The following is a 25,087-nucleotide window of genomic DNA, read 5'->3' as shown; positions in this document are numbered from 1 at the left end:
GCCAGGCCCCCTCCATCCACGGTCCACCCGTCCCACCGCCCTCCACCCGCCCTCCGGCCGGGCCACCCCCGCCCGCCCGGCGGTCCTCCACCGGCACGCGGGCGCCCTCCAGCGGGCCCCGACCGCCACGGTGCGCGAGACCGGGCCCCGGCTCGACCCGGGCCCGAGGACGAGGACCAAAGGTGGGTCCGGCGCCCGCCCCCGGTCCGGTGCGCCACGCCCGTCCCTCCCGCACGCTGAGGGGAGGGAAGGAAACACCGGCCCAGGGTCGTTGAGCCTCCCGTACGCCCGTCGAACCCGATGGACGCCGACCGGTCGAATGGTGAGTGGCCCCGAAGATGCCCGAGAGTCACGGCTCAACCGCGGAGATGCCCAGGAGCGGCGATGCCCGTCAGGACACGCCGTCCGCGGCCCCGGCCCGCCCGTCGGCCGCACCCCCGCCCGGACACCGCGGGCACGCCGGACCCGCCGCCGGCACCGGACATGCCGACCGCTCCGGCTCCGGCCGTCCCCTGCCCGAGCAGGGCTGGCTGCGCCGCCTCGCCGGCTACTCCTGGCGGTACCGCCGCAACCTGCTGCTCGCCTTCGGCGCCTCGCTCGTCGGCATGGCCATCACCGCGGTCGTCCCGCTGATCACCAAGCTGATCATCGACGACGTGATCACCGCGCACACCCGCCCGCTGGCCCCCTGGGCGGCGGCGCTGCTGGTGGCGGCCCTGCTGGTGTTCCTCTGTACCCAGGTCCGCCGCTACTACGGCGGTCAGCTCGCCCTCGACGTCCAGCACGACATGCGGGCCGACCTGTTCCGCTCGCTCACCCGGCTGGACGGCCACCGGCAGGACCGGCTCGACATCGGCCAGGTGGTCGGCCGGGCCACCTCCGACCTGCAGCTGATCAACGGGCTGCTGTCGATGCTGCCGATGATGACCGGCTACGCGCTGATGTTCGGCATGTCGATCGTGGTCATGCTCTGGCTGTCCCTGCCGCTCACCCTGATCGCCCTGGTGATGGCGCCCGCGCTGTGGTGGATCGCCGCCCTCAGCCGCAAGCGCCTCTTCCCGGCGACCTGGGCCGCCCAGCAGGAGGCCGCCGCGGTGGCCGGGGTCGTGGACGCGGCGGTCGGCGGCGTCCGGGTGGTCAAGGGCTTCGGCCAGGAGGCCCAGGAGCGGGCCAAGCTGGAGCACGTCTCGCGCGGCCTGTTCGCCGCCCGCCTCCGCTCGATCCGGCTGACCAGCCGCTACAACCCCGCGATGCAGGCCATCCCGGCGCTCGGCCAGGTCGCCGTGCTCGCCCTCGGCGGCTGGCTCGCCGTCCGCGGCAGCGTCTCGCTCGGCACCTTCGTCGCCTTCTCCACCTACCTCGCCCAGATGACCGGCCCGGTCCGGATGCTCGCCATGGTGATCACCGTCGGCCAGCAGGCCCGCGCCGGCGTGGAGCGGGTGGTCCAGCTGATCGACCAGCGCCCGCTGGTGGAGGAGCGCACCGGCGCCCACGCCGTGGACCCGTCCGCCGCCCCGCCCGGCACCCCGGCCCTGGAGCTGGACGGCGTCGAGTTCCACTACGAGGGCGAGGAGGACCGCCTCCCCGGCGCCTCCCCGGTCCTGGACGGCCTCACCCTGCGCCTCGAACCGGGCGAGACCCTGGCCCTGGTCGGCTCCTCCGGCTCCGGCAAGTCCACCGTCGCCCAGCTCGTCCCGCGCTTCTACGACCCCACCGGCGGCACCGTCCGCCTGTTCGGCGAGGACCTCCGCGAGGTCACCCTCGACTCGATCCGAGCGACCATCGGCACCGTCCCCGAGGACAGCTTCCTGTTCTCCGAGAGCGTCCGCACCAACATCGCGTACGGCCACCCCGAGGCCACCGACGCGCAGATCGAGGCCGCCGCCCGGATAGCCCAGGCCGACGGGTTCATCCGCGGGCTGCCCCAGGGCTACGACACCAAGGTCGGCGAGCAGGGCCTCACCCTCTCCGGCGGCCAGCGCCAGCGCGTCGCCCTCGCCCGTGCGATCATCACCGACCCGCGCATCCTGCTGCTGGACGACGCCACCTCCGCCGTCGACCCCCAGGTCGAGGCCGAGATCCACGGGGCCCTGAGCAGCGTGATGGCCGGCCGGACCACCCTGCTGATCGCCCACCGCCGCTCCACCCTCCAGCTGGCCGACCGGATCGCCGTCCTGGACCGCGGCCGGCTGGTCGACCTCGGCACCCACGAGGAACTCCAGGAGCGCTGCGCCCTCTACCGCGCCCTGATCACCGACCCGGACGCGCTCGCCGGGCCCGAGACCGCGCCGGCGGCCGCGCCCGAGACCGCCTCGGAGGCCGCGCCGGAGACCACACCGAAGGCCACCGCGGGCGGCACCGCCCCCGCGCCGGCCGAGGCGTCCAAGGCCGCGGGGGACGCCACCCCCGGGGCCAAGGGCGCCGACCCGGAGCTGCTCGCCAAGGTCGCCGCCCTGCCGCCGGCCACCGACACCCCCGACGTCCCGGTCGGCCGCGCCGAGGCCGGCGACCCCGACTTCTCCCTGCGCCGCCTGCTCGCGCCCTTCCGCGGCCCGCTGGCCTTCGCCCTCCTCCTGGTCGCCCTGGACACCGCCGCCGGGCTCAGCATCCCCGTCCTCATCCGGCACGGCATCGACGACGGCGTCACCAAGAGCGCGATGGCCGGGGTGGCGGTGGCCGCGCTGGCCGCCCTCGCCGTGGTGCTGTTCGACTGGCTGGTGCAGAGCGTGGAGACCCGGGTCAGCGGCCGCACCGGCGAGCGGGTCCTCTACACGCTCCGGCTGAAGATCTTCGCCCACCTCAACCGGCTCGGCCTGGACTACTACGAGCGCGAGCTCACCGGCCGGATCATGACCCGGATGACCACCGACGTCGACTCGATCTCCAGCTTCCTGCAGACCGGCGTGGTCACTGCCGTGGTCTCGCTGCTCACCTTCCTCGGCATCTTCGCCGCCCTGCTGATCATCGACGCGGGCCTCGCCCTGGTGGTGTTCGCCGTCCTGCCGCTGCTGGTCGTGGCCACCCTGGTGTTCCGCAGGAAGTCCACCGCCCAGTACCAGATCTCCCGTGACCTGATCAGCACGGTCAACGCCGACCTCCAGGAGAACGTCGCGGGCATGCGGATCGTCCAGGCGTTCCGCCGCCAGGGCGCCAACACCGACCGGTTCGTCGAGCGCGGCCTCGCCTACCGCGACGCCCGGGCCCGCGCGCAGCTGTACATCTCGCTGTATTTCCCGTTCGTGCAGTTCCTCTCCAGCGTGGCCTCCGCCCTGGTGCTGATCGTGGGTGCCTCGCGGGTCGACGCCGGCACCCTCACCATCGGCGCGCTGGTCGCCTACCTGCTGTACATCGACCTGTTCTTCGCCCCGGTCAACCAGCTGTCGCAGATCTTCGACGGCTACCAGCAGGCCTCGGTCGGCCTCGACCGGATCCGCGAGCTGCTGCGCACCCCGACCAGCACCCCGGAGGCCGCGCACCCGGTCCCGGTGGAGCGGCTGCGCGGCGAGATCGAGTTCGACGGGGTGGCCTTCGCCTACGACGGCGCCGGCGAGGAGCGTCCGGACGTGCTCTCCGGCATCGACCTGCGGATCCCCGCCGGGCAGACCGTCGCCCTCGTCGGCGAGACCGGCGCCGGCAAGTCCACCCTGATCAAGCTGGTCGCCCGGTTCTACGACGCCACCGGCGGCACCGTCCGGATCGACGGCACCGACCTCACCGCCTACGACCTCGCCGGGTACCGGCACCGGCTCGGAGTGGTCCCGCAGGAGGCGTACCTGTTCGCCGGCACGGTCCGGGACAGCATCGCCTACGGCCGCCCCGGAGCCACCGACGCCGAGGTCGAGGCGGCCGCCCGGGCCGTCGGCGCGCACGACATGATCACCGGCCTGTCCGACGGCTACCGGCACGAGGTCGCCCCCCGCGGCCGCAACCTCTCCGCCGGCCAGCGCCAGCTGATCGCCCTCGCCCGCGCCGAACTGGTCGACCCCGACATCCTGCTGCTGGACGAGGCCACCGCCGCCCTCGACCTCGCCACCGAGGCGGCCGTCAACCGCGCCGCCGAGCGGCTCAGCGGCGGACGGACCACCCTCGTCATCGCCCACCGCCTCACCACCGCCGAACGGGCCGACCGCATCCTGGTGCTGGACCACGGCCGCATCGTCGAGGACGGGACGCACACCGCGCTGCTCGCCCGCGGGGGCGCGTACGCCAAGCTGTGGCAGGCGTTCATCGCGGAGGGCCACCACGCCGACTCCACCCCTGCACCGGTGGCCGGCTGACGGAACCTCAACCCGCCCCGGAACCCGATCGACAGCCCCGAGCCGCTCTGCGAGGGTGGCCGGATGCGACGACTCATCCCGGGCACGTCCCGCAGGTCCAGCTCCGAACGCCGACCCCGGTCCGCCGCCCGCACCGCGGTGCTGGCGCCGGACGGGTCGGTGTTCCTGCTCAGGTCGGACAACATCGAGGTCGGCGTCCACTGGAACATGCCCGGCGGCGGACTGGACGCGGGGGAGTCGCCCGCCGAGGGCGCCCGCCGCGAACTGCGGGAGGAGACCGGCTGGACGGACATCGCGCCGGGTCCGCTGCTCTGCACCTGGGAGCACGACTTCACGTGGCACGGCATCCCGGTCCGCCAGCACGAGCAGATCTTCCTCGGCCGCGGACCGCGCCGGGGCCCGCAGGGCGACGTGAGCGCCGCGCACGCCACCGACGGCATCCTCGCCTGGCGCTGGTGGACCCCGGCCGACCTGGCCGACGAGCAGGCCGACCTGCTCTGGCCGCCACAGCTGCCCGAACTCCTCGACGCCGTCCGCGAGGACTGGCTGCACGGCGACGACCGGCCGGTCACCGCCGTGCACCTCGGCTACGTGGCGAACGGCGAACCGCGCCGCGGCTGACCGGTGCTGCTCCCACCGCTCCCGAGCGGGGCTCCACCGGGGCGGTTCGCCGTTCGGGCTCAGGCCGCCCCGGAGCCGTCCGGTTCGACCCGCCAGCCGTGCGCGTCCAACTCGCCGTCGTGCACCGCACCGAGATCGACCAGCACGCTGAGCCGTGCCGACGCCAGCCGCTCCAGGCTCAGGCCGGTGGACTCCACCAGGCTGGCCGTCGGCACGGACACCGCGATCGACTCCCGCCACGCCGGGACCACCACCAGGCTGGTGCCCCGCCCGATCCGCATCGGCCGCGCCTCCACCCGGCTGACCGCCCGCCGCCGCCGGGCCACGGCAGCCGGAGGCGCGGGCGAACCCGCGATCAGCACACCGAAGGCAGCCCCGGCGCCCCCCGCCGGCCGGCTCCCCGTCGACTCGGTCTCCACCGACCCGCTCTCCGCCGGCGCCGGCCCGGCCGGGGCGGCTCCGGTCAGGAGCGCGGGAGGCGACGGCGCCTCCGCCCACGTGCCGGGACGCTCCTCGCCGCGAGTACGGCCGAGCCCCCGCGCGGGGGTGGGCATCCGCGCCCGCCGGGTCCGAGCTCCCGTGTCGGTCGGCTCCGGCACCCGTACGAACGCGGCACCCGCCCCCGCACCCGCCGCATGCAGCGGGCCGGCAGGCCCGGGACCGGCGGAACCCGCGCCGACGGCCCGCTCCAGCGGAGGCAGGTCGGTCCCGGCCGCCTCGAGCAGGCGGCGCACGGTCGCCGGCGAACGGCGGCACGCCGCCGCCAACTCGTCGAGCTCGACGCCCTGCTCGTACGCCGTCCGGAGCCGGGCTCCCAGACCTTCCAGCAGTCTGCGGGCGGTCGCCGCCTCGACGTCCGGCAAGGTCTGGTCCAGTGAGGTCATGGCTCGGGCCCTCCGAATGTCCGATTGGAATGATCTTGCCCTACCGCTGCCGGAACCCCAAGGGATCACCGTGATCTGACGCCGGACCAGCCCTCCCGCACCGCCACCGCGCGGCCCGGACGTGATCCCCGACAAATCGCTCGGCCCACCCTTCTCCTCCCGCTAGTCTTGACCACATGAAGACCTTGTCATGCCTGCGCTGGTGGCCGTCCTAGGACGGCCACATTCCCCGCATGACCACCCGGGGCCGTCCGTTCGGACGGCCCCGTCGCGTTCACCTCGGCGGCACCCGTACCGGCGGACGGCACCCACCGAACCCGAGGAGAACCCGTGCACACCATCGACACCGTCAGCCGCGACCCCGGCCGCCACCGCGTCCTCACCGGCGACCGCCCCACCGGCCCGCTCCACCTCGGCCACTACTTCGGCACCCTGCAGAACCGCGTCCGCCTCCAGTCCCTGGGCGTCGAACTGCTCCTCGTGGTCCCCGACTACCAGGTCCTCACCGACCGCGACGTCGCCGACCGGCCCGCCGAGCACGCCGAGAACCTCGTCCTCGACTACCTCGCCGCCGGAGTCGACCCCGACCGCGCCGTCGTCTTCACCCACAGCGCCGTCCCCGCCCTCAACCAGCTGCTGCTGCCCTTCCTCAGCCTGGTCAGCGTCGCCGAACTCGGCCGCAACCCCACCGTCAAGGACGAGATCGCCCACTCCCGCCGCTCCGGCGTCAGCGGACTGATGTTCACCTACCCCGTCCACCAGGCCGCCGACATCCTCTTCTGCAAAGCCGACCTCGTTCCCGTCGGTCAGGACCAACTCCCGCACCTGGAACTCACCCGCACCATCGCCCGCCGCTTCAACGAGCGCTACGGAACCCGGGTCTTCCCCGAACCCGAGGCCCTGCTCTCCGCCGCACCCCTCCTCCTCGGCACCGACGGCGACAAGATGAGCAAGAGCCGGGGCAACGCCATCCCGCTCGGCGCCACCGCCGACGAGACCGCCCGGCTGCTCCGCGGCGCCAAGACCGACACCGACCGCCACATCACGTACGACCCCGACCGCCGCCCCGAGGTCTCGTCACTCGTCCTGCTCGCCGCCCTCTGCCAGGACCGCGCACCGGAGGAGGTCGCCGAGGAGATCGGCCACGGCGGAGCCGCCCGCCTCAAGCAGACCGTCACCGAGGCCGTGAACGAACACTTCCGCCCGCTCCGCGCCCGCCGCGCCGAACTCGCCGGCGACCGCGGGCACCTGCGCCGCATCCTCCGCGACGGCAACGAGCGCGCCAACGCCATCGCCGACACCACCCTCGCGGAGGTGCGGGCCGTCATGGGAATGGTCTGAAGGACCGGGACCACCCCCGGCCGCAGCGCCTCCGGCCCGCCTGCCCGGCCCGCCTGCCCGGCCCGCCTGCCCGGCCCGCCTGCCCGGACCGCGGGCGCGGGCCGGAGGCGGGCGGACGCGGCCGGGACGGACAGCCGTCCCCGGTCGGGATCGGCGAGCCCCCGGACGGGGGATACCGTGAGCAGCCGAACAACCATGCCCGGGGGAGACCTGTCGATGGATCAGCCACGCACGCCGCACCTGCCGCCGAATCCCGCGACCGTTCCGTCCGTTCGTTCCGCCCCCGCTGTTCCCTCCGCGTCCGCTGTTCCCGCGACCGCGCGGCTTCCTCGGCTGGTCCCCGGCGACCGGGTGGCCGTGGTCGCCACCAGCGGCCCGGTCGACCGGGACCGCCTCGCCGCCGGCGTCGAGATCCTCCGCTCCTGGGGCCTGGACGTCGTCACCGGCGAGCACATCGGCGACACCCACCCCACCCTGGGCCACCTGGCCGGCACCGACGCCGACCGCGCCGCCGACTTCCAGCAGGCCTGGCTCGACCCCACGGTCTCCGCCGTCATCTGCGCCCGCGGCGGCTACGGCGTCCAGCGCATGGTCGACCTGCTCGACTGGGACACGATGCGCGCCGCCCCGCCCACCCTCCTCGTCGGCTTCAGCGACATCACCGTCCTCCACGAAGCCGTCGGAACCCGCCTCGGCCTCCCGACCCTCTACGGCCCGATGGGCAGCGCCGCCTCCTTCCTCGCCGACCGGCCCACCGCCGAGCACCTGCGCCGCACCCTCTTCGAGCCCGACACCACCACGCTGCTCACCTCCCCGAGCGCCGAGGCCCTCGTTCCCGGCCGCGCCCACGGCACCACGGCCGGCGGTTGCCTCGCCCTGCTCGCCACCGAACGTGGCACGCCGACCGCACGCCCCTCCTACGCCGGCACGATCCTGCTGCTGGAGGACGTGAACGACCACCCGTACCAGCTCGACCGCAGCCTCACCCAGCTGCTCCGCAGTGGCGCGCTCGACGGCGTCGCCGGGATCGCCCTGGGCTCCTGGGAGGGGTGCGGCCCGCTGGACCGGGTCCGGGCGGTGATGGCCGACCGGCTCGCCCCCCTCGGTGTCCCCGTCGTGTGGGAGCTCGGATTCGGCCACGGCCCGTCCTCGCTCACCGTCCCGCTCGGCCTCCCCGCCACCCTCGACGCGGACGCCGGAACCCTCACCCTGGACGTGCCGGCGCTCACGGACCGGACGGTTCTCGCCGGGGGCCACCAGTAAGTAGGGTGCGCCCATGCACGACACCCTGGTCACACGCGCCCTGGGCCTGCTGAGCGGGCGGCGCGGCAACGGCCGGACCGTCCTCGGCCTGGCCGGACCGCCCGCCGCCGGCAAGTCCACCCTCGCCCGCTTCCTGGTCGACGAGGTCAACCGGCGGGAGGCCCCCGACACCGCGGCCCTCCTCCCGCTCGACGGCTTCCACCTCTCCAACGCCCAGCTCGACCGCCTCGGCCTGCGCTCCCGCAAGGGCGCACCCGAGACGTTCGACGCCCTGGGATACGTCGCCCTGCTCCAGCGCGTCACCGCCGAGCGCTTCCGCGACGTGTACGCCCCCGACTTCGACCGGACACTCGACGAACCGGTGGCCGCCCGCCACGTCGTCCGTCCGCACACCCGGCTGGTCGTCACCGAGGGCAACTACCTCGCCGCCGCCGGCAGCCCCTGGCAGGAGGCCCGCGCGCTGATGCGCGAGCTCTGGTACGTCGACGCCGAGGACGCGGTCCGCGACGCCCGCCTGCTCGACCGCCACGTCGGCGGGGGACAGGACCACCAGCAGGCCCGCCTGCGCATCAACGGCAACGACCACCCCAACGGCGAGCACGTGAAGGCAGGACGGGACGCCTGCACCTGGGTGGTGCGGGTGGGGGATTTGCCTCAGCCCACCGATGGGCGTACTGTTCTCTAGTCGCTCGGCAGGGAGCACCGGACACGCGTCTGCGCGGACGGTCCCGGAGCGGCCAATCCCTTGAAACACCACTTCCCGGTCCGGGCTGGGTCGCGCTTTGTCGCGCCCTCGTGCGAATTCGGCGTGCGCGTTTATATGGATTGCGGCCGGATTCGCTTTTCGGAGTGGGGATCGGCTAGAGTTTGAAACGTCGGACGGGCCGTCAAGGCGCAGAAGACGAAAGCGAGTCGGGAAAGAGCACAAGCTCGGATCTGATAAGCTGGAAACACGAAAGAACGAAGCGCCCGGAGGGCCCGCTGGAAGGCGGTCCGAAGGAAGCGTCCGTTCCTTGAGAACTCAACAGCGTGCCAAAAGTCAACGCCAGATATGTTGACATCCCCGGCGAGGCCGTCATGGTCTTGTTGGAGATTCCTTTTGAAATAACACTAGCGAGGACGCAGTGCGCGGGATCACCTTATTCCGGTGGTTGCCGTGCCGCTCTTCCGCGAGTGGGAACCCGATGACGGGTTGACATTCACGGAGAGTTTGATCCTGGCTCAGGACGAACGCTGGCGGCGTGCTTAACACATGCAAGTCGAACGGTGAAGCCCTTCGGGGTGGATCAGTGGCGAACGGGTGAGTAACACGTGGGAAATCTGCCCTGCACTCTGGGACAAGCCTTGGAAACGAGGTCTAATACCGGATATGACCTGCTCCTGCATGGGGGTGGGTGGAAAGCTCCGGCGGTGCAGGATGATCCCGCGGCCTATCAGCTTGTTGGTGGGGTAACGGCCCACCAAGGCGACGACGGGTAGCCGGCCTGAGAGGGCGACCGGCCACACTGGGACTGAGACACGGCCCAGACTCCTACGGGAGGCAGCAGTGGGGAATATTGCACAATGGGCGAAAGCCTGATGCAGCGACGCCGCGTGAGGGATGACGGCCTTCGGGTTGTAAACCTCTTTCAGCAGGGAAGAAGCGTAAGTGACGGTACCTGCAGAAGAAGCACCGGCTAACTACGTGCCAGCAGCCGCGGTAATACGTAGGGTGCGAGCGTTGTCCGGAATTATTGGGCGTAAAGAGCTCGTAGGCGGCCTGTCGCGTCGGATGTGAAAGCCCGGGGCTTAACCCCGGGTCTGCATTCGATACGGGCAGGCTAGAGTGTGGTAGGGGAGATCGGAATTCCTGGTGTAGCGGTGAAATGCGCAGATATCAGGAGGAACACCGGTGGCGAAGGCGGATCTCTGGGCCATTACTGACGCTGAGGAGCGAAAGCGTGGGGAGCGAACAGGATTAGATACCCTGGTAGTCCACGCCGTAAACGTTGGGAACTAGGTGTTGGCGACATTCCACGTCGTCGGTGCCGCAGCTAACGCATTAAGTTCCCCGCCTGGGGAGCGGCCGCAAGGCTAAAACTCAAAGGAATTGACGGGGGCCCGCACAAGCAGCGGAGCATGTGGCTTAATTCGACGCAACGCGAAGAACCTTACCAAGGCTTGACATACGCCGGAAACGTCCAGAGATGGGCGCCCCCTTGTGGTCGGTGTACAGGTGGTGCATGGTTGTCGTCAGCTCGTGTCGTGAGATGTTGGGTTAAGTCCCGCAACGAGCGCAACCCTTGTTCTGTGTTGCCAGCATGCCTTTCGGGGTGATGGGGACTCACAGGAGACTGCCGGGGTCAACTCGGAGGAAGGTGGGGACGACGTCAAATCATCATGCCCCTTATGTCTTGGGCTGCACACGTGCTACAATGGTCGGTACAAAGGGCTGCGATGCCGCGAGGCGGAGCGAATCCCAAAAAGCCGGCCTCAGTTCGGATTGGGGTCTGCAACTCGACCCCATGAAGTTGGAGTTGCTAGTAATCGCAGATCAGCATGCTGCGGTGAATACGTTCCCGGGCCTTGTACACACCGCCCGTCACGTCACGAAAGTCGGTAACACCCGAAGCCGGTGGCCTAACCCTTGGGAGGGAGCCGTCGAAGGTGGGACCAGCGATTGGGACGAAGTCGTAACAAGGTAGCCGTACCGGAAGGTGCGGCTGGATCACCTCCTTTCTAAGGAGCACATGGCCGACTGCGAGCGAATGTCTCGCACGGTTGCTCATGGGTGGAACGTTGACTATTCGGCACACTGGTATGGGGTCTGTTAGTACTGCTTCGGCGTGGAACACAGGACGACCGCTGGTGTGTCGGGCACGCTGTTGGGTCCTGAAGGAACGGCCATCAAGGTTGTTGCTTCAGAGTTGCCGGCCTCATGCGAGGCATCCCGGTTCGGGGTGTTGAGTTTGGGTGTCTGGTCGTTGTTTGAGAACTGCACAGTGGACGCGAGCATCTGTGGCCAAGTTTTTAAGGGCGCACGGTGGATGCCTTGGCACCAGGAACCGATGAAGGACGTGGGAGGCCGCGATAGGCCCCGGGGAGCTGTCAACCGAGCTTTGATCCGGGGGTGTCCGAATGGGGAAACCCGGCAGTCGTCATGGGCTGTCACCCGCTGCTGAACACATAGGCAGTGTGGAGGGAACGCGGGGAAGTGAAACATCTCAGTACCCGCAGGAAGAGAAAACAACCGTGATTCCGGGAGTAGTGGCGAGCGAAACCGGATGAGGCTAAACCCAAGTGGTGTGAGACCCGGCAGGGGTTGCCGCTTGGGGGTCGTGGGAATGAGCTTGATCGGTCTGCCGGCCGGTCGGCGAGTCAGAAACCGTTGGTGTAGTCGAAGGACATGCGAAAGGTCCGGCGTAGAGGGTAAGACCCCCGTAGACGAAACATTAGCGGCTTGCTTGCTCATCTCCCAAGTAGCACGGGGCCCGAGAAATCCCGTGTGAATCTGGCGGGACCACCCGCTAAGCCTAAATATTCCCTGGTGACCGATAGCGGATAGTACCGTGAGGGAATGGTGAAAAGTACCGCGGGAGCGGAGTGAAATAGTACCTGAAACCGTGTGCCTACAAGCCGTGGGGGCAGTCTTCGGACTGTGACTGCGTGCCTTTTGAAGAATGAGCCTGCGAGTTTGCGGTGTGTAGCGAGGTTAACCCGTGTGGGGTAGCCGTAGCGAAAGCGAGTCCGAATAGGGCGATTGAGTTGCACGCCCAAGACCCGAAGCGGAGTGATCTAGCCATGGGCAGGTTGAAGCGCGGGTAAGACCGTGTGGAGGACCGAACCCACCAGGGTTGAAAACCTGGGGGATGACCTGTGGTTAGGGGTGAAAGGCCAATCAAACTCCGTGATAGCTGGTTCTCCCCGAAATGCATTTAGGTGCAGCGTCGTGTGTTTCTTGCCGGAGGTAGAGCACTGGATAGGCGATGGGCCTCACCGGGTTACTGACCTTAGCCAAACTCCGAATGCCGGTAAGTGAGAGCACGGCAGTGAGACTGTGGGGGATAAGCTCCATGGTCGAGAGGGAAACAGCCCAGAACACCGACTAAGGTCCCTAAGCGTGTGCTAAGTGGGAAAGGATGTGGAGTCGCAGAGACAACCAGGAGGTTGGCTTAGAAGCAGCCACCCTTGAAAGAGTGCGTAATAGCTCACTGGTCAAGTGATTCCGCGCCGACAATGTAGCGGGGCTCAAGTACACCACCGAAGTCGTGTCATTCACACGTGTAGGCCCAACGGCTGTGTGGATGGGTAGGGGAGCGTCGTGTGCCGGGTGAAGCAGCCGAGGAATCGAGTTGTGGACGGTTCACGAGTGAGAATGCAGGCATGAGTAGCGATACAAGAGTGGGAAACTCTTGCGCCGATTGACCAAGGGTTCCTGGGTCAAGCTGATCTGCCCAGGGTAAGTCGGGACCTAAGGCGAGGCCGACAGGCGTAGTCGATGGACAACGGGTTGATATTCCCGTACCCGCTTTGAAGCGCCAACGTTGAACCCTCTGATGCTAAGGCCGTGAAGCCGCCCCGGAGCCTTCGGGCAAAGGGGAGTGGTGGAGCCGCTGAACCAAGGTGGTAGTAGGTGAGCGATGGGGTGACGCAGGAAGGTAGTCCAGCCCGGGCGGTGGTAGTCCCGGGGTAAGGGTGTAGGCCGAGTGATAGGCAAATCCGTCACTCATTGAGGCTGAGACCTGATGCCGAGCCGATTGTGGTGAAGTGGATGATCCTATGCTGTCGAGAAAAGCCTCTAGCGAGTTTCATGGCGGCCCGTACCCTAAACCGACTCAGGTGGTCAGGTAGAGAATACCGAGGCGTTCGGGTGAACTGTGGTTAAGGAACTCGGCAAAATGCCCCCGTAACTTCGGGAGAAGGGGGGCCATTCCTGGTGACGAGTCTTGCACTCCGAGCTGGGGGTGGCCGCAGAGACCAGCGAGAAGCGACTGTTTACTAAAAACACAGGTCCGTGCGAAGCCGTAAGGCGATGTATACGGACTGACGCCTGCCCGGTGCTGGAACGTTAAGGGGACCGGTTAGTCTAGTTTCGGCTAGGCGAAGCTGAGAACTTAAGCGCCAGTAAACGGCGGTGGTAACTATAACCATCCTAAGGTAGCGAAATTCCTTGTCGGGTAAGTTCCGACCTGCACGAATGGCGTAACGACTTCTCGACTGTCTCAACCACAGGCCCGGTGAAATTGCATTACGAGTAAAGATGCTCGTTTCGCGCAGCAGGACGGAAAGACCCCGGGACCTTTACTATAGCTTGATATTGGTGTTCGGTTCGGCTTGTGTAGGATAGGTGGGAGACTTTGAAGCAGCAACGCCAGTTGTTGTGGAGTCGACGTTGAAATACCACTCTGGTCGTGCTGGATGTCTAACCTGGGTCCGTGATCCGGATCAGGGACAGTGTCTGGTGGGTAGTTTAACTGGGGCGGTTGCCTCCCAAAGGGTAACGGAGGCGCCCAAAGGTTCCCTCAGCCTGGTTGGCAATCAGGTGTTGAGTGTAAGTGCACAAGGGAGCTTGACTGTGAGACTGACGGGTCGAGCAGGTACGAAAGTAGGGACTAGTGATCCGGCGGTGGCTTGTGGAAGCGCCGTCGCTCAACGGATAAAAGGTACCCCGGGGATAACAGGCTGATCTTCCCCAAGAGTCCATATCGACGGGATGGTTTGGCACCTCGATGTCGGCTCGTCGCATCCTGGGGCTGGAGTAGGTCCCAAGGGTTGGGCTGTTCGCCCATTAAAGCGGTACGCGAGCTGGGTTTAGAACGTCGTGAGACAGTTCGGTCCCTATCCGCTGTGCGCGTAGGAGTGTTGAGAAGGGCTGTCCCTAGTACGAGAGGACCGGGACGGACGAACCTCTGGTGTGCCAGTTGTCCTGCCAAGGGCATGGCTGGTTGGCTACGTTCGGGAGGGATAACCGCTGAAAGCATCTAAGCGGGAAGCCTGCTTCGAGATGAGCACTCCCACCTCCTTGAGAGGGTAAGGCTCCCAGTAGACGACTGGGTTGATAGGCCGGATATGGAAGCCCTGTGAGGGGTGGAGTTGACCGGTACTAATAGGCCGAGGGCTTGTCCTCAGTTGCTCGCGTCCACTGTGTTGGTTCTGAAACCACGACCCGTCTTGCCGGCGGATAGTTTCATAGTGTTTCGGTGGTCATAGCGTGAGGGAAACGCCCGGTTACATTCCGAACCCGGAAGCTAAGCCTCACAGCGCCGATGGTACTGCAGGGGGGACCCTGTGGGAGAGTAGGACGCCGCCGAACAATCATTCAGGGAAGGGCCCCGCATTCGTGCGGGGCCCTTTTCGCATTTCCGGGCCTTTCCCCGGGACGGGAGTCGAGCCGGCCGTGCCCCGCCGTGAGCCGGAGAGCGGCGCGGGAGGTAGGGCCCGGGTGGGGGTGGTGCTAGGTCCACCTCAAAGACGGGTGACACGGCCAGTGCTTCGATCATCCGCACCAGGAAGACTGATGGTGCAGACTCACCGACCGTCAGGAGCATCCGTGGCAACGACGACCCCCTTCTCCCCGGGGACATCACCGGGTGCGGTGCGGCAGAGCGCCCTGTCCCTGGTACGGACGGGGCTGATCGCGGCCGGCCGCGCGGTGGTCGTCGCGGGGGCTGCCGCCCTGCACACGATCCTGCCCGTCCTCGTCGTCGCCGCGACCGGGGCCATGACCGTCGTGCTGGTGAACGAGTACACGGTCGTGAGCGACGGGGCTCCCGTGGGGTTCGTGGTGGCCCTGCTGGTCAGCGGTCCGGTGGCGCTGTGGTTCGCCCGGCACTACGCGGGTCGGACGCGGGGGCAGTTGGCGCGCTGGCACGGTCTGCGGCTGAAGGCGGCGTACAGCGTCCGTCCCCCGCTGGAGCAGGACGCGCGCGGCTACTGGTGGACGGGGTACTCGTACCACCGGCAGCAGCGGGTGGCGAAGCTGGTGCAGTTCGTCCACTGGGCGGTTCGCGACCAGGACACCCGGAACGAGGCGCTGTGGCTGCTGGTGGGGCCGGCGGCCGCCGCGGTGCTGACGCTGCCGCTGCTGGCCCTGGTCGTCGGCGGTGCGCTCCTCGCCGTCATGGCGGCGGTGGAGGCGCCGCGGTCGGGCGCGGGGTACCTGGTGGACTTCATGGTCTGGGAGGCCGTCGCGCTCGGTGCGGTGGTGGCGGGCCTGCTCGCCCTGCCGTACGCGGTGCGGGCGTTCGCGGACTTCGGCCACCGGATCCTCACCCGCGGCCTGGCGCAGCCGACGCATGCGCAGCTGAGCCGACGGGTCGCCGAGCTCACGGTGACCCGGGCCGACGCGGTGGACGCGCAGGCGGCCGAGCTCCGCCGGATCGAGCGTGATCTGCACGACGGCGCCCAGGCCCGGCTGGTGGCGATCGGGCTGACCCTCGGCACGATCGAGCACCTGCTGGAGACGGATCCGGCCGCCGCGCGGTCCCTGCTCTCGGAGGCGCGGCAGTCCTCGGCGAAGGCCCTGCAGGAGCTGCGGGATCTGGTGCGCGGCATCCACCCGCCGGTGCTGGCCGAGCGCGGCCTGGCCGACGCGGTACGGGAGTTGGCGCTCACCAGCCCGCTGTCCACGGAGGTGACGGTGAGCCTGCCGTCGCGGCCGGAGGCGCCGGTGGAGACGGCGGTCTACTTCAGCGTCAGCGAGTTGCTGGCCAATGCGGCGAAGCACTCGCGGGCCCAGCACGTGTGGGTGGACATCCTGTTCCGGGCCGGTCGGCTGCGGGTGTCGGTGACGGACGACGGGCACGGCGGTGCGTCGTTCGAGGGCGGTGGCGGCCTGCGCGGGATCGAGCGCAGGTTGGGTACCTTCGACGGTGTCCTCTCGCTGAGCAGTCCGCTCGGCGGGCCGACCACCATCACCATGGAGCTGCCGTGCGCGTTGTCCTCGCCGAGGATCTCTACCTCCTCCGAGAAGGCCTGACGCGGCTGCTGGAGGCGCACGGGTTCACCATGGCGGCGGCCGTCGAGACCGGCCCTGACCTGCTGGCGGCGCTGATCGAGCACCGGCCGGACGTCGCGGTGGTGGACGTCCGGCTGCCCCCGACCCTCACCGACGAGGGCCTCCAGGCGGCGCTCGCGGCTCGCCGGCAGATCCCCGGGCTCCCGGTGCTGGTGCTGTCGCAGCACGTCCAGCAGCTGTACGCGCGCGAACTGTTGGCGGACGGCTCCGGCGGCGTCGGGTACCTGCTGAAGGACCGGGTGTTCAACGCCGACCAGTTCATCGACGCGGTCCGCCGGGTGGCGGCCGGCGGCACGGCGATGGACCCGGACGTCATCGCCAAGTTGCTGCACAGCCAAGGGGATTCCCGTCCGATCCAGCGGCTCTCCCCGCGGGAGAAGGAGGTGCTGGAGCTGATGGCCGAGGGGTGCTCGAATTCGGCCATCGCGGCCCGGCTGACGGTGAGCGACGGAGCGGTCGCCAAGCACATTGCCAATATCTTCACGAAGTTGGAGCTGGCCCCCACCGAGGACGGCAATCGCCGTGTCCTGGCGGTGCTCGCGCACCTCAACGGGGCCGCTGACGTCGCGGGGTAGCCCTGGCCCGGGAGCAGGTGGAACGCCCGTACGAGTAGTATCCGGTGGGTCGCGAACGGGCCAGCCGACTCCCAGGGGTTGATCAACGAATGGCACGCCCATCCCTTACCCGCGCCCACCGGGCCCTTCTGGGTGTGGTCGCCGTCGGCGCCTGCCTGATTTCGGGCATCGGCTTCGCCGGCTCCTACAACGCGGTGGCCGAGCTGGCGATGGCCAAGGGGTTCGGCGCCTTCTCGTACGCCTTCCCGATCGGTGTGGACGCCGGCATCGTGGTGCTGCTGGCGCTGGACCTGGTGCTCACCTGGCTGCGGATCCCCTTCCCGCTGCTGCGGCAGACGGCGTGGCTGCTGACCGCGGCCACCATCGCGTTCAACGCGGCGGCCTCCTGGGGCGACCCGCTGGGCATGGCGATGCACGCGGTCATCCCGGTGCTGTTCATCGTGGTGATCGAGGCGTCCCGGCATGCGGTCGGCCGGATGGCCGCCATCACCGCGGACCGGTACATGGAGTCCGTGCGCATGATGCGCTGGCTGCTCTCCCCCGTGCCGACCTTCCGGCTGTGGCGCCGGATGAAGCTCTGGGAGCTGCGGTCCTACGACGAGACCGTCCGGCTGGAGCAGAACCGCCTGGTCTACCGGGCCCAGCTGCGCTTCCGGTACGGCCGCAACTGGCGCCGGTCGGCGCCGTTCCAGGCCCTGCTGCCGCTGAAGCTCGCCAAGTACGGTGTGCCGCTCGACCCGTCGATCCTCGACCGGATCGACGGTCCGCTGCACTCGGTGAAGGCCGCGGCCGAGGTCGGGCCCGGCGCCGGTGCCGCCCTCGGGACGGACGCCGAGGAGCAGAGCGGGGTGCCGGCGGTGTCGGCGGCGGTGGCGGTGCCCACGCTGGCGAAGCTCGCGGCGGTCCGGCTGAGGGACGCGCAGGAGCCGCAGCAGGCCGAGCAGTCCGCGCCGGCGCCGAGCCGGAGCGAGCTGAACGTCTGGACGGCGAAGGCGGTCCGCGCGCACACCGAGCAGATGGAGGAGGCGCAGAGCGCCCGGGTGCCGGGACAGTCGCCCTGGTTCAAGCCGACGCTCGCCCGCCCGGCCGATGAGCCCACGGTGGTCGGGAACGGCCAGGCCAAAGCCCCGTCCGCTCCCGCCGCTCCCGTCGGTCCGGCCCCCGCTCGCGGCGGGGCGCCGCGGCAGGGCGTGCGGGCGCAGGGTGTTCCCGCGGCCGCCGGTGCCAACGGCCACCCGGCGCCGGGCGGGCCCGCCGTGGGTGATGCCGCTCCGATGCGGATCGGTCCGCGCCCGGTCCGGCTTGACGGTCCCATGACGGCCGCCGACGACCGCGCGTTCGCCGCCGAGGATCTGGCCGAGGGTTTCGACGAGGAGTTCGAGGCGGAGTTCGCCGAGGAGCACGGTCCGGAGGGCGGGGCTACGGCTGCCGGGGAGTACCCGGGTCAGGGGCGGCGGGCGGTCGAGCCGCTGGATCCGGACCTCTGCTTCGAGGCGCTGGTCGGCTACCTGGACGAGTTCCAGCACCAGCCCACCCCGCAGGTGTTCGCCGAGTACCTGACCCGGACCTGGGGCCTGGTGGGCTCCCGCCCGGACGGCTCGGTGAGCCCCTCCGACCTCACCCGGATCTGGGACCAGCTGCAGGATCGTTACCTCACCTCCGGCCGCGAGTAGCCGTAGATCCGCACCCACAACTGCAGAGCGATTGCGCCGCACGGCGGGCGTCGGGGCGACCCGGCGGGTGTCCGTCAGCCGGGCGGTCATTGACGGCCTGCGCGGACCGCCACTACCTTCACATCAACAAATTGTTGAATCACAGGTCGCGTGGTGGAGGAGTCCCGGATGTCGCAGGTCGAGGTGGACGGTAACAAGCCCGAGAGCGGGGCGTCGTTCTCGCCGGCCGCCCGTGCCGCGGTCGAGGCGCTGCTCACGCCGGTCGACGCCGACCTGGACCGCCGCTATCCCGGCGAGCCCGGGAGCCGGCAGCCGGTGCACACCGTGTACGTCCCCGCCGACGCCTTCGACGCGGACACCGTGCGGAGCTGGGGCCGGCAGGCCCTGGAGGCGTTCGACACCCACGCCGGGACTCCGGCGCAGCTCGCCGAGGCGCTCGGCGTCCCGGCGGACGACCTGCTGGCGGACGTCCACGCCCGGGTCCGCGCCAAGCTGGAGCGCGAGCCGGTCGAGGACCTGCGGATCGACTTCGAGGACGGCTACGGCCCGCGCCCCGACGCCGAGGAGGACACGGCGGCCGTCCGCGCCGCCCGGCTGGTGGCGGCCGCAGTGGCCGAGGGCACCGCGCCGCCGTACATCGGCATCCGGACCAAGTGCATGGAGGCGGCCGTCCGCGACCGCGGCATCCGCACCCTCGAACTCTTCCTCTCCACCCTGCTGGCCGAGGGCGGCCTGCCCGAGGGCCTGGTGCTGACCCTGCCCAAGGTGACCTACGCCGAGCAGGTCACCGCGCTGGTCCGGCTGCTGGAGGACTTCGAGCAGCGGGCCGGTCTGCCCGCCGGGCGGATCGGGTTCGAGATCCAGATCGAGACCACCCAGGCGATCCTCGGCGCCGACGGGCGGGCCACCGTGGCCCGCATGATCGAGGCCGCCGAGGGCCGGGCCACCGGCCTGCACTACGGCACCTTCGACTACAGCGCGGCCTGCGGCGTCAGCGCCGCGTACCAGAGCATGGACCACCCGGTGGCCGACCACGCCAAGGCCGTGATGCAGGTGGCCGCGGCCGGGACGGGCGTCCGGCTCTCCGACGGCTCGACCAACGTCATCCCGACCGGCCCGACCGAGCAGGTCCACGCCGCCTGGAAGCTGCACCACGGCCTGGTCCGCCGCTCGCTGGCCCGCGCCTACTACCAGGGCTGGGACATGCACCCGGCGCACCTGCCCACCCGCTACGTCGCCGTGTACTCCTTCTACCGCGAGGGCCTCGCGGCCGCCGCGGCCCGCCTGGCGGCCTACGTGGCCAAGGCCGGCGGCGACGTGATGGACGAGCCGGCCACCGCCCGGGCGCTGAGCGGCTACGTGCTGCGCGGCCTGGACTGCGGCGCGGTGGACCTGGCCGAGGTCACCGGGCTCACCGGCCTGGACCGCCGGCAGCTGGACGAGCTCGCCGGCCGCTGAGCGCGCCCCGCGACGTCGGGTGCCGTCGGGTGATGTCGAGGAGCCGCCGGGTGCCGCCGGCCGCCCGGGCCGACCGCCTGGCCCGCCCGCCCGGGGGATCGGCGGCGGGCCGGTGGGCCGTGCCGGAGAGCTAGGCTGGCGGGGCGCCCCCGCCCGCACCCGCCGGGCCCGTCCGAGCTGGAGACCGCCCCCGTCATGTCGGAGCCGAGCCCGAAGCCGTACCTGACCGTCCGGCATGCCGGCACGCACGAGATCGAGATCAAGAAGTCGCGGTTCATCTGCCACCTCGCCCGGGTCGCGGACGAGGAGGAGGCGCAGGCCTTCATCGCCGGCATCCGCAAGCAGTACTGGGACGCCCGGCACAACTGCACCGCCTTCGTGGTCGGCGAGGAGCAGCCGCGCGAGCGCTCCAGCGACGACGGGGAGCCCGGCGGCACGGCGGGCGTGCCGATGCTCGAAGTGCTGCGGCGGCGCGGCGTGACCGACACCGTCGCGGTGGTGACGCGCTACTTCGGCGGGATCAAACTCGGCGCGGGCGGCCTGGTCCGCGCATACGGGAGTGCGGTGTCGGAGGCGTTGGACGAGATCGGGCTGCTGGAGCGGCGGCCGGTGGCGCTGCTGGCCGTCTCCGCCGACCACACCCGGGCCGGGCGGCTGGAGAACGACCTGCGGGCGGCCGGCTACACGGTGCAGGGCCTGGAGTACGAGGCGGACGGGGTCAGGATCGAAGTGGGCGTGCCGGAGGCGGAGGTGACGGAGTTCCACACCTGGTTGGCGGAGGCCACCGGCGGCGCCGCCCGGGCCGAGGCTGCGGGCCGGACCTTCGTCGAGGTGCCGGTCTGACGGACCGACCAGAGTCGACCTCGGGAGCGGCTCGGAGCGCAAGAGTTGCTCCCGAGTAACACTCGAACGAATGAACAATGCCCGGAGTAGGAACTTCCGCTCCGGGAATTTTCGTCTTCTACCACAAGGACCTCCGGTAGGTGCGCCCGACGCACTCGCCGGAGACCGGACACCCACCCATCGATGGAGGACCCCAGACCCCACCCGCCGCACTTCCGGGAGGTTCCGCATGACACCCGACCAGGTTTCGCAGCCCTACCGAACGACGGTCACCACGCCACGGTCGCACGACGACGTGGTCGCGCTGGCGGACGAGTTGCTGGCCGCATGGCTCAAACAGGAGGGCCACGAGGAGCCCCCGGCGCCGGGCGAGGACCCGCCGCCCGAGCGGCTCCGCCTCGGGCCCCGGGTCCTGCTCGACCGGGACGAGGGCCCGCTCCGCGCCCCCGCCGGCCCACCCCGCCCGGCGGGTGCACCGGCTCCCGGCCGCTACACCCGCCGCCGCCTGCGGACCCCGGCCCCGCACGGCACCCACCAGCTGACCCTGACCGTCGTCACCGGCACCGCCACCGCACCGGGCGGTACTGAACCGGGCGGCACCGCGTCGGGCCGTACGGAGGCCGGCCCGACCGAGCTACGGGTGGAGGCCGAGCACCTGGCCGCCGCCCCCGGAAGATCCACCGGCCGGGTCCCGGTTCCCGACCTGGTGCGCAGCCTCCTGCCCCTGCTGGACGCGGCGGACGGACCGGTCCCGGTGCCGGCCCGCCCGCAGGTCGTCACCCCGGCCGGTGTCGACGCCCTGATCGACCAGCTCTGCGATCCCGAGCGCCGCCTCCCCGTGGTCGTCGCCAGCGTGCCCTCCGCGCAGCCGCTCGACTCCTGGATCGCCGCCACGGTCGAGCCGCTCTACCGCCAGCTTCCCGGGCTCGCCGCGCTCTACGTCCTCGACCACGCGGCGCTCCCGCTGTTCAACATGGCCCTCGAGTTCCACAAGGTGTACGGCGGCGCGGTCCGCACCTACCTGGCCGAGGTCGATCCCGCCTCCCGCCGGGACAACGCCCGGCACCCGGTGCTGCCCCGCTCCCGGATCGACGAGGACGTCCGGCGCGCCGCCGCGCTGCTGGCCCGCGAGCCCCGCCGGATCGCCGCCGACCTGCCGCTGCCGGAGCTGCTCGCCGCCGTCCCGGTGCTCCAGCTCCCGCCCGAGGCGAAGCTGGCCCCGCGCCGCCGACCGCTGCCGGCCGACCCCGGGGGCGAGGGCACCGGGAGCGGCGAGACACGGCACGCCACCGATCCGTGTGCGGCCGAGCGGACCGTGGCCCGTCCGGTGTCCGCGCAGATCGGCCGGCCCCGTCGGGCGGCCGAGGAGCGGGACTGCGGAGCAGCCGGCCGTCCCGCCGGCCGCTCCGACACCACCGGGCTCACCGGCCCCGACGACCTCGCCGGGATCGCCGACCTCGCCGAGCACCAGGCGCGCGTCGACGAGCTCCAGCGGGTCCGCCACAGCCTGCTCCGGGCCCGCCGCCGGGAGGCCCGGATGCTGGCCGAGAGCGACGAACAGCTCGCGGCCCTCCGCCATGTCGGGGCCCAGGTCAGGGTGCTCACCGGCCGGCTGCGCTCCGCGGCCCGGCCCGCCGGGGTGGATCTCCGGGAGCTGGCGGCCGCGGTCCGCGCGGAGGAGGCGGAGGAGTGGGCCCCGAACAGCTTCGGCGAACTGGTCGGCCGGTTCGACGAGTTCCCGCTGCTGCAGTTCACCGGCGACGAGAAGGAGACCCTCGCGCTCGACGGGCAGAGCGACGGCGCCGGGTGGGCCCGCCTCACCTGGGACGGTCTGACCGCCCTCCAGGAGTACGCGGGCGCCGCCGTCCGGGGCCAGGCCGGTGGCGACTTCAAGCAGTGGTGCGAGCGCACCCCGGCCGGCTGCCACCGGTTCCCGCCGCGCAAGGCGGTCCGCGGCGAGTCCCGGGCGGTGTCCAGCCACGCCAAGTGGAAGCGCCAGCGGATGCTCCCGGTGCCCGCCTGCGTCGCCCCCTCCCGCCGGGCCTTCATGGGCGCCCACCTGCGGATCGGCGGCGGCGGGACGGCCCCGCGGGTGCACTACCTGGACGACTGCTCCGGGAGCGGCCGGATCTACGTCGGCTACATCGGCCTGCACCTGACCAACACCCGGACCAACTGAGGAGACTGCCCGACCGTCAGCCCGCTCACCGGACTCACGCCGGGCCCGTGCCGGCCTCGCGCCGACTCGTACCGGCCCCGCACAGGCCCGTACCGGCCCCGCACAGGCTCGACCCGGACGAACTGCGGCGCTCGGCTGACCAGCCGCGTCCGCTCGGTGGACAATGCTGCCCGGGGCCGCCCGCCAGCGGCTCAGGGAGCGTCGGACGAGCAGGGGGAACGAGCGCTGATGCAGTACTCATCCGAGGGCCGCCCGGAGGGCACCGCCGCGGTCCTCCAGCCCGGATTCCTGGCCTCGGTCTTCCGCGACCTCGGTGCCGAGGTGCCCGAGCAGGCCGGGCCGGTGGACGAGGAGGTGGCCGCCCACGGCCGGGCCGCCGCGCAGGCCCACCAGCGGACGCTCGCCGTCCAGGCCGACCACGAGCGGCTGGCCGACCTGTTGCGCCGGGCCGCCCTTCCGGTCTCGGCGATGGACTTCGAGAGCCAGCTCCGCCGGTACGAGCCGCGCCCCTTCCCGGCCGGGGACGCGGGGCGGTCGGCGGCCGGGGCCGAGCCGCGCTGGGCCGACTTCGCCCCGCCGGAGCCGGCCGGCGCGGACCCGGACGCCCCGGCCTCCCGCCGGCTGCTGGACTCCGGCTACCAGCGCGAGCTGGCCCAGGCCCGGCTCCGTCACCAGCGGGCGCTGCGCGAGTGGCGGACCCGCCAGGCGGAGAGCGCCGACACGGAGACGCTCGCCGCCCGCGCGGAGCACGAGCGGGCCGAGCAGTCCCGGGCCCAGGCCGTCCGGGAGTACAACGATTCCCTGGAGGAGTGCCGGCGGGCCTACCGGCAGTCCGAGCCTGCGGCGGTGGAGTCGCTGCTGGAGCGGGCGCTGGCCGCGGCCGAGGGCGCCACCCAGGACCTGCCGGTGCCCTGCCGCGCGGTGTTCCGCCCGCTCACCCGGACCGCGGTGCTCGACCTCGACCTCCCGCCGCTCGACCTGGTCCCCTCCCTGGACGGCTACCGGCTCGCGCCCGACGGCTCGGCCGAGCCGGTGCCCCGCCCGCCGGCCGACCGCTCCTCCGACTACCTGCGGCTCGCCGCCCGACTCGCCCTGCGCGCCCTGCAGGCCGTGGACGCGGTGGACACCGACGAGGTGCTCGCCGGAGTGGTGCTCAACGGCTGGCTGCGCACCCCCGGCGGCAACCCCCGCTGCCTGCTGAGCGTGGACGCGGACCGGGACGCCCTCGCCCGCACCCGCCTGCTCCCCCCGGAAGCCCCTGAGGCCTGGGAGGCCCTCGACGCCTCCGGACGCGGCGGTGAGCCCGCCGGCGGCACCGCGGCCGCGGAGGACCCCGCCGCGGACGACGGCGGACCCGGGGTCTACGCCGACGCCGAGCAGGACGAGGCCCTGGTCCGGCTGCGTGACCTGTCCGCCGTGGTCACCCCGGACCCGTACGCCGGTCCGGCCGTCGAGCCCTGCGGCCTGGCCGGCGGCGCCGTCCCGGCGGCGGCCGAGCTCTCCGCCAACGAGTTCGCCCACCTGGTACGGCGGCTGCTGACGGCCGGCGGGCTGGCCGAGTGGAGCGTCCGGCTGCGCGGACCGGCGGGCCTGGTGGCCACCGCCGCGGGGGCGTCCGGCACCGCCCTGCCCGGCCGGTGGGTGGTCTGGGCCTCCCGTGGGACGTCCGAGGTGGGCGCCGAGGAGATTCGGACGCTCGCCGAGGCGGTCCGGGAGGAGGGCGCCGAGCGCGGTCTGCGGCTGACCTCCGCACGGTTCGCCGAGGCGGCGCTCGACCTGGCGGCCGAGGAGGGGTACCGCCGGATCCACCTGATCGACGGCGACGGCCTGCGCGAGCTGGCCCGCACCCAGCTCGCCCTGCCGCTCACCACCTGAGGCCGCATGAGCACCACCGGCCGCGCCCCCGACGGCCCGCACCGAAGACCGGCCCGGCGGAGATCGGCCCGGCGAAGACCGGTTCGGACGCCACACCCGGTA

General features: G+C 71.1%; 13 protein-coding genes and 3 rRNA genes. 15 read left to right on the top strand and 1 reads right to left on the bottom strand.

Translation table 11 applies throughout. From position 1 onward, the window contains the following. The first annotated feature begins 368 nt into the window (after positions 1-368). Both ABWK59_RS12630 and ABWK59_RS12625 read left to right on the top strand, forming a co-directional pair. Positions 369-4,277, top strand: a complete 3,909-nt coding sequence (locus tag ABWK59_RS12630) for an ABC transporter ATP-binding protein (RefSeq protein WP_354640564.1) — start codon at positions 369-371, stop codon at positions 4,275-4,277. Between the two features lie 63 nt (positions 4,278-4,340). Further along, the gene (locus tag ABWK59_RS12625) at positions 4,341-4,898 is read left to right on the top strand and encodes an NUDIX hydrolase (protein ID WP_354640562.1); all 558 of its coding nucleotides are present in this window, start codon (positions 4,341-4,343) and stop codon (positions 4,896-4,898) included. Between the two features lie 59 nt (positions 4,899-4,957). Here ABWK59_RS12625 and ABWK59_RS12620 read toward each other — a convergent pair whose 3' ends face one another. Next, a complete protein-coding gene (locus tag ABWK59_RS12620; RefSeq protein ID WP_354640561.1) occupies positions 4,958-5,782 on the bottom strand; it encodes a hypothetical protein in 825 nt (274 codons plus the stop codon). Between the two features lie 330 nt (positions 5,783-6,112). On the opposite strand from ABWK59_RS12620, the gene trpS reads away from it, so the two are divergent. The 13 genes from trpS (at position 6,113) to ABWK59_RS12555 (ending at position 24,985) form a co-directional block, all read left to right on the top strand. Beyond that, positions 6,113-7,123 carry a tryptophan--tRNA ligase gene (gene trpS, locus ABWK59_RS12615; protein WP_354640559.1) on the top strand — a complete coding sequence of 337 codons (1,011 nt, stop codon included), beginning with the start codon at positions 6,113-6,115 and terminating at the stop codon, positions 7,121-7,123. Between the two features lie 357 nt (positions 7,124-7,480). Then, a complete protein-coding gene (locus tag ABWK59_RS12610) occupies positions 7,481-8,386 on the top strand; it encodes a S66 peptidase family protein (RefSeq protein WP_354640557.1) in 906 nt (301 codons plus the stop codon). A 13-nt stretch (positions 8,387-8,399) separates the two neighbouring features. Next, positions 8,400-9,071, top strand: a complete 672-nt coding sequence (locus tag ABWK59_RS12605; protein WP_354640555.1) for a nucleoside/nucleotide kinase family protein — start codon at positions 8,400-8,402, stop codon at positions 9,069-9,071. Between the two features lie 513 nt (positions 9,072-9,584). Beyond that, positions 9,585-11,104, top strand: a 16S ribosomal RNA gene (locus ABWK59_RS12600). 281 nt (positions 11,105-11,385) lie between these two features. Next, positions 11,386-14,492: ribosomal RNA gene (locus ABWK59_RS12595) — 23S ribosomal RNA — on the top strand. 69 nt (positions 14,493-14,561) lie between these two features. Further along, a 5S ribosomal RNA gene (gene rrf, locus ABWK59_RS12590) occupies positions 14,562-14,678 on the top strand. The 16S, 23S and 5S rRNA genes sit together here, the layout of an rRNA operon. A gap of 237 nt (positions 14,679-14,915) precedes the next feature. Beyond that, complete coding sequence (locus tag ABWK59_RS12585; protein ID WP_354640553.1) at positions 14,916-16,343, top strand: sensor histidine kinase; 1,428 nt, start codon at positions 14,916-14,918, stop codon at positions 16,341-16,343. Next, positions 16,295-16,957, top strand: coding sequence for a response regulator transcription factor (locus ABWK59_RS12580; RefSeq protein WP_354640551.1), 663 nt, complete (start codon positions 16,295-16,297; stop codon positions 16,955-16,957). The genes ABWK59_RS12585 and ABWK59_RS12580 overlap by 49 nt, the downstream gene beginning before the upstream one ends. An 89-nt stretch (positions 16,958-17,046) precedes the next feature. Then, positions 17,047-18,630 carry a DUF2637 domain-containing protein gene (locus ABWK59_RS12575; RefSeq protein WP_354640549.1) on the top strand — a complete coding sequence of 528 codons (1,584 nt, stop codon included), beginning with the start codon at positions 17,047-17,049 and terminating at the stop codon, positions 18,628-18,630. A gap of 168 nt (positions 18,631-18,798) precedes the next feature. Next, complete coding sequence (locus tag ABWK59_RS12570) at positions 18,799-20,088, top strand: DUF6986 family protein (protein ID WP_354640547.1); 1,290 nt, start codon at positions 18,799-18,801, stop codon at positions 20,086-20,088. Positions 20,089-20,283: 195 nt separating this feature from the next. Then, positions 20,284-20,931, top strand: coding sequence for a YigZ family protein (locus ABWK59_RS12565; RefSeq protein WP_354640545.1), 648 nt, complete (start codon positions 20,284-20,286; stop codon positions 20,929-20,931). 229 nt (positions 20,932-21,160) lie between these two features. Next, positions 21,161-23,110: a hypothetical protein gene (locus ABWK59_RS12560; RefSeq protein WP_354640543.1), complete on the top strand. Its 1,950-nt coding sequence runs from the start codon at positions 21,161-21,163 to the stop codon at positions 23,108-23,110. A 228-nt stretch (positions 23,111-23,338) separates the two neighbouring features. Further along, positions 23,339-24,985 (top strand): restriction endonuclease, encoded by a 1,647-nt coding sequence (locus ABWK59_RS12555; protein ID WP_354640541.1) that lies wholly within the window; start codon positions 23,339-23,341, stop codon positions 24,983-24,985. Positions 24,986-25,087: the final 102 nt, after the last annotated feature.

Origin of the sequence: Kitasatospora sp. HUAS MG31, from assembly GCF_040571325.1 — a bacterium.
In the GTDB taxonomy this organism is placed as follows: Bacteria; Actinomycetota; Actinomycetes; order Streptomycetales; family Streptomycetaceae; genus Kitasatospora; species Kitasatospora camelliae.
This window is presented reverse-complemented; position numbering and strand designations above follow the sequence as displayed.